The following is a 5,353-nucleotide window of genomic DNA, read 5'->3' as shown; positions in this document are numbered from 1 at the left end:
AACGTTCTTAGCAATTGAAATACTGACGTATTTGCAGTCTTCTCCATTGCAGTCTTCTCCATTGCAGTCCTCTCCATTGCAGTCTTCTCCATTATCCATTATGATTCCAGTGTTATAGTATCATTAGATACGGCTGTAATATATTAAATAAACCGGTGGGCAAAACCTTATAGATTCTACCGATTCTGGTTTTGACCAGTGTATTACGACTATCCAACTATAGTATTGCCATCTATCGCATCTTGTACGATTCCTCCAATAAAAGCTAAAATTGATGCTATCAGCAGTACTATTTTCGCTGCTGCTATTGCTCCAGCAGAAGCGCCCCATGAGGCAATAGTTGCAATAACACAAGTCATGAGAATCCCGAGAGCAAAGACATTCCCACCAAGTACACTAATCATTGCAGCTGGCAATGTACCAACAATAAAACCCGCAATCTTCGATGCTGCAGATAGTGGTTTTATCCAACCTCGTGCGAGCCATAGTAATGTAACAATAATACCGCACTGACCAGGGATAACCAAAAGGCATCCCACTTTCTGCCAAAATGATAAACCAGCGTAGTAGTTGAAGAGCATGGATCCAATCACAAGCATCGAGATTGCCAGCCAATACATTGCTTCGCGCTCAGATAGATAGTCAAGAATATAGTCCGTAGGACCTAGGAATCTTGAGTTTATACGCCTATTTGTAACCATATCGAAGTTTAGTTCCGAAAATCTATACAATATGCTTTTTTGGGGTTCAAGTAAAAACGAAACAAGTAGTCCCCCTAATATGGCATCTACAGCACCTGTAAATCCAAAAACAGACCCTGTAGAAACATACCGATAAAGTGCAGTAGAGTCACATGCTAGTACGATGTCCTTCCCGGGAGTCATCTGGGTTCGACCACTGAACGTTCGCCAACTGAGCACCTGCGACCCTGCAAGTATTCCTTGTTTAGATCCATGAGATACCCACACGACTCTTCCGGCCGTCCGATGGATGGTCAGTGCATACTCTAACGACTCGTATTCCACAACTCGCACATGTGGATCATTTGCCACGATTGTTCGCACAGCAGTATTCACCGCACTGTCATGATACATGACCACCACCACATCCGAGACCACTGGTGCCGAGAGCGGCATGACCCACAATGGTGACAACACAGCGATCACAAGCAGCGCAGTCCTCAGTCTCAAAAGATTACGTCTATGACGACCGACCGACCTAGCTCTACTCGTGCATCAAGTACACGATCAACTAGCCCCATTTCACTCATGAGAAGTCCATCCTCAACCAATCATTAGACCAAATACGTATAAACTTTCTGGCACTTCTGAGCGTTGATTGGAAGGTACACTTGCGGGTGATCCGGCAAAAATATGCACTTAAAAGAATAAAGTCATCACTGAATCCATTGTAAATCATGAATTTGATCATATTGAAAGCAATAGCAGTATTCGTTCTGAGACCGTGAATACTTGTTCTAAAAATGATAATCGAAGGGGCTCGACCCAACTGATTTGATGGCTCTGTGTGAAAAGTCTATGAAAACATCCGTATAAGGACGACTTGCACTATGATGTTATCCAATCCAAAACCCCGCAGGATTTATTTTTCCTATACTGATCCATGGTTGCAAACTTTTCACACAGGGCCTGATTTGACATAGAATTTATATCCAAATGTTTCGCGTATACAATGAGGGAGAATTGACCACGGATATCGCGAACAGGTCTTGTGTTTTTGAAGCCGTTGGTTCATATTGAGATACTGCATATCAGATCAGTTGGTAAGATTACTCCTAGAAGACCGAGAAAAGAAGGTTGAAAGAATCTAGATGGCGTTTGAAAATCCATTCACTCCATGGTTTTTTCCGATTTTTGTAATATCGTTTTTTGGAACTGCGTTTATTGACGAGATACAGAAACGACAGACACCTCATCGTGGAGTAGACAAGACGGACATTATGACATATTTCGTAGCATTAAGTCTCAGTTTCCTAATCATATACGGATCCGCAATGATCTATCTAATGATCAATCCGAACTTCATTCCAATTTCAACGCCGTTTGAGTTTCTAACCACGCCAATCATCTACATTCTAGACTTTCTCACAGTAATGGTTGCGGGAGTTGTCAGTTACCTCTTCCTCGCAGAGATGACTGAAAGAATGGGAATTGCCAGCAGTATATCCTTTGTCACCCCGATAGTCATATTCCTTGCTGCCATTGACGCAGGTGGATGGTCTCAGGGTGCTATCCAATGGCTTATCGAATGGTCCCAGATTTTTTCAATTCTTTTTAAATCAGTGCTTGCTCTCTTAGTCATGTACGTTGTCGGGGATAGTATCAACTCCAGACTGAAAAAAACACCCGATAGATATCAGCGACGAAAGATGAAGACCAAAGGAGTCCCGGCAACTAATCTAATGCTCCAAGTGATCGTGTTCCTTGGACGGAGAATAGTACTTGATCTCGATAGTGACGCATTACAGACACTCAAAGAACTCGCACGTCATTCGGGGATCTATAGACTCATGAAACAGACCGAGTTCATCCTTGATGTAGACATAGACGCAATAATAAATATAGAAAATATTACAACGGCTAAGGACCTTTTGGAACCCGTCACACAACCATTTGGGATCCTGACGCGAAGAGCATACAGACGGATATGGATCTTACGACTATCAGGAGCCGCCCTTGTAATTCTGGCATTTATTACATACTACTACGATATTTCTACAGCTGTTTACTTGCTCACCAATGGTATATTTCTGTTCATTCTTGTTATGACTGGCAAGATGTTACTGTCCAAATTTGGACCGAACAGATATGGCCGCCCGAGCATGGATCAAACGTACTCGTTCCTTCTCACCAAACAGGAATTTGCAGACTGCGTGAAACTAAACCGAGCAATTCTGGTGGGGAATATTGCCTTGCTCGTCACGATCTCGTTTCTTGCCATAAGCAGAGTTGTCTCAGTGTTTTGGATTCCGGTGACATGGGGCATTATTAGTATAATAATATCAGTAGCAATGAATGATAGAATAATACGAGCAGTTCGTCTACCGGCCAGAGAAATGGTCAGCCGTACTATCAGGTTATTAGATTATAAAAAAGAACCGGACCTGTCAGCAGACAAGACACACGAGACCCTGACATCCACCACCCAAGTTGAAACGCGATCAATTCCAAAACCTGAACGCGGTCACGATTGGCGAGAGCAATTAGAGGCAAAGGGGTACTCAGCGTTCGCCCAACGAATCGCCCAAGATGACAGTAATGTGTACAAGGAAGAACCACCTGTGTATAGTCTGCTAGGTCTTGGCATAGTTCTACTCATCATCGGCCTCATTTGGTATGTACCGTGGCTTTCCGTTAGCCTCGGGCCACTCTTCGTGGTCGAGTGGATTCTTACCCATCCGCTCTTGCTTGTTAGCATGATAGTCTTCTGGCGCGCCAGAACTAACTACACAAGAGCGGCGTCAGAATTTCAATTCCATGGTATTTCTCGGAGAGGTCTAGAATCGCTGTTCCTACACCTCGACCTTCGAACAAAGGAGGACGGTAATATTGGTTATGTACGAGACACATCCGCTCCAGAAGAGCTACAAACAATCAGCAGAGTCCAAGAGGTCGTAGTTCAGAGGTTGAGATCGGCGGTCCTAAAAATTGGGCCTATAATTCCATGGCCTGCATCAATTCTTCAAGATTTGACGAAAGAGGAGAAATGGAAGTCTGAGTACTCGATAAAAGAACTAATTATACTTAGCATTGCTTTTCTGATAGTTACTATTATCGGAATTTCCCTTCAGCCGTCAGATCATACCTTATCTGAAGAAGACTTGAAATTTTATGCAAATACAATCTTGGGATGGCTGTGTATAATTATAATAGTGATCGTCCAATTTTCCCAGAGAAGGACGTTTTATAGAGAGAAGCGAATTTTGCGCCGTATCTTAAAGGAATCACAAGAATCGACTACTATCCAGGACACAATAGGGTCATTGATCAAGCAACTAAAGTCAGAGCTCAAATATCCATTGCGATTATTCCTCGCCAGCACGTATCCCGATGTCGAGTACATCGGTAGATCATACCTTACAACTACAGGAATAGAACTGCAAGAGGTTTTGATCATCCCACTTGGAATGACAAGTATTGATACATAGAATTCATATCAAGAATGACCGTTACGAGTCGTATTAGGAGATTTTAGCATTTATTGTTAATGCATGATAATCGCATTTCTATCATTCTATTAATTCACGGACCTAAAGATACTACACGCCATTTCCCCTTGGAAGACCATCAGAAAAATCACAAACGATAATTAACAAATTACGGTTTCATCAATTTCTAACTTATCGTACCATAATTACATGGCACGGATAATTCTTGTTGCCCATCGAGTGACTCACATTTTCGGAGTGTACCAAAAGGTAACTTTTCAATCAGATTCCTTGAAATACCAAGTAATAATAAGCAGGTATGCCTCTCGATACTTAACTGGGACATATTATGAGGTAAATAGAGTGGCATCAGAAAAATCCGGTATGAGTGTTGAGAAAAAAAACCTTGATATTATCCAAACCGGATTATATGAAGATACCGAATCCATCCTTGGTACAATTTTAGACAGATTAGAAGGAATTCGTGAAATTAGCACGACACGTGCAAATATTTCTGGAGATATTGCAAGTCTAAAGAAGAAGATTGTTTCTGAACTTAAACAACATCTACTACGCCTTGGGTATGTCATCAGCGAAAATGGGCTGATTCAAGACAGGACTTTAACCAAAATGGATTTGCGAGCAATTCAAAGCGGAAAGCGAATAGAAATATTATACAAAAATCTGAGATTCTTAAAGCGAAATGCACGAAAACTACTCAACTTTGTTGCGGATGGTACGGATATACGCCCTGAGGAGATAGACCCTGAAATCATTGAACTAAGGACTGGTGATAGAAAGCACGATTTGTTCCGGTTTCTAACGTTATATTGGTCGGTCCCTGTGTCACAAGGATATGGAAGACGTATGCGGTTCTTGGTACGCGATAGGCAAAATGGCAAGATTATCGGCCTTTTTGCATTAGGGGATCCCGTTTTCAATTTGAGAGTTCGTGACAAATGGGTTGGATGGACTACCGAACAGAGGAGACAAAATTTACGTAGTGTCCTAGATGCCTTTGTTTTGGGGGCAATTCCACCCTACTCATATCTGTTAGGAGGAAAACTTGTCTGTGCGTTAACTACATCCAAAGAGGTTCGTGAAGCATATCGAAATAAATATAGTAATACAACGTCGGTCATTTTCAAACGTCGTCATGATAATGATTTGCTTCTTATTACAACG

Annotated in this window: 3 protein-coding genes; 2 read left to right on the top strand and 1 reads right to left on the bottom strand. The window is 42.0% G+C overall.

Annotated features, from left to right (window positions below; genetic code table 11):
* Positions 1 to 209: 209 nt before the first annotated feature.
* On the bottom strand, positions 210 to 1,190 hold the full coding sequence (locus K9W43_14380; protein MCF2138415.1) for a hypothetical protein: 981 nt from the start codon (positions 1,188 to 1,190) through the stop codon (positions 210 to 212).
* Between the two features lie 641 nt (positions 1,191 to 1,831).
* Between K9W43_14380 and K9W43_14375 the strand changes: the two genes are divergently transcribed.
* Complete coding sequence (locus tag K9W43_14375; protein MCF2138414.1) at positions 1,832 to 4,168, top strand: hypothetical protein; 2,337 nt, start codon at positions 1,832 to 1,834, stop codon at positions 4,166 to 4,168.
* A gap of 363 nt (positions 4,169 to 4,531) precedes the next feature.
* The coding region (locus tag K9W43_14370) for a DUF4338 domain-containing protein (GenBank protein ID MCF2138413.1) at positions 4,532 to 5,353 on the top strand (822 nt) is incomplete at its 3' end.

The sequence above is a fragment of the Candidatus Thorarchaeota archaeon genome (genome assembly GCA_021498125.1).
Lineage (GTDB): Archaea > Asgardarchaeota > Thorarchaeia > Thorarchaeales > Thorarchaeaceae > B65-G9.
Note: the sequence above shows the minus strand (reverse complement) of the source record. Positions and strands in the feature narration are given on the sequence as shown.

Excerpts from the sequence above, each read along its gene's own strand:
- K9W43_14375 (MCF2138414.1), top strand. The coding sequence starts at position 1,832 with ATGGCGTTTGAAAATCCATTCACTCCATGGTTTTTTCCGATTTTTGTA.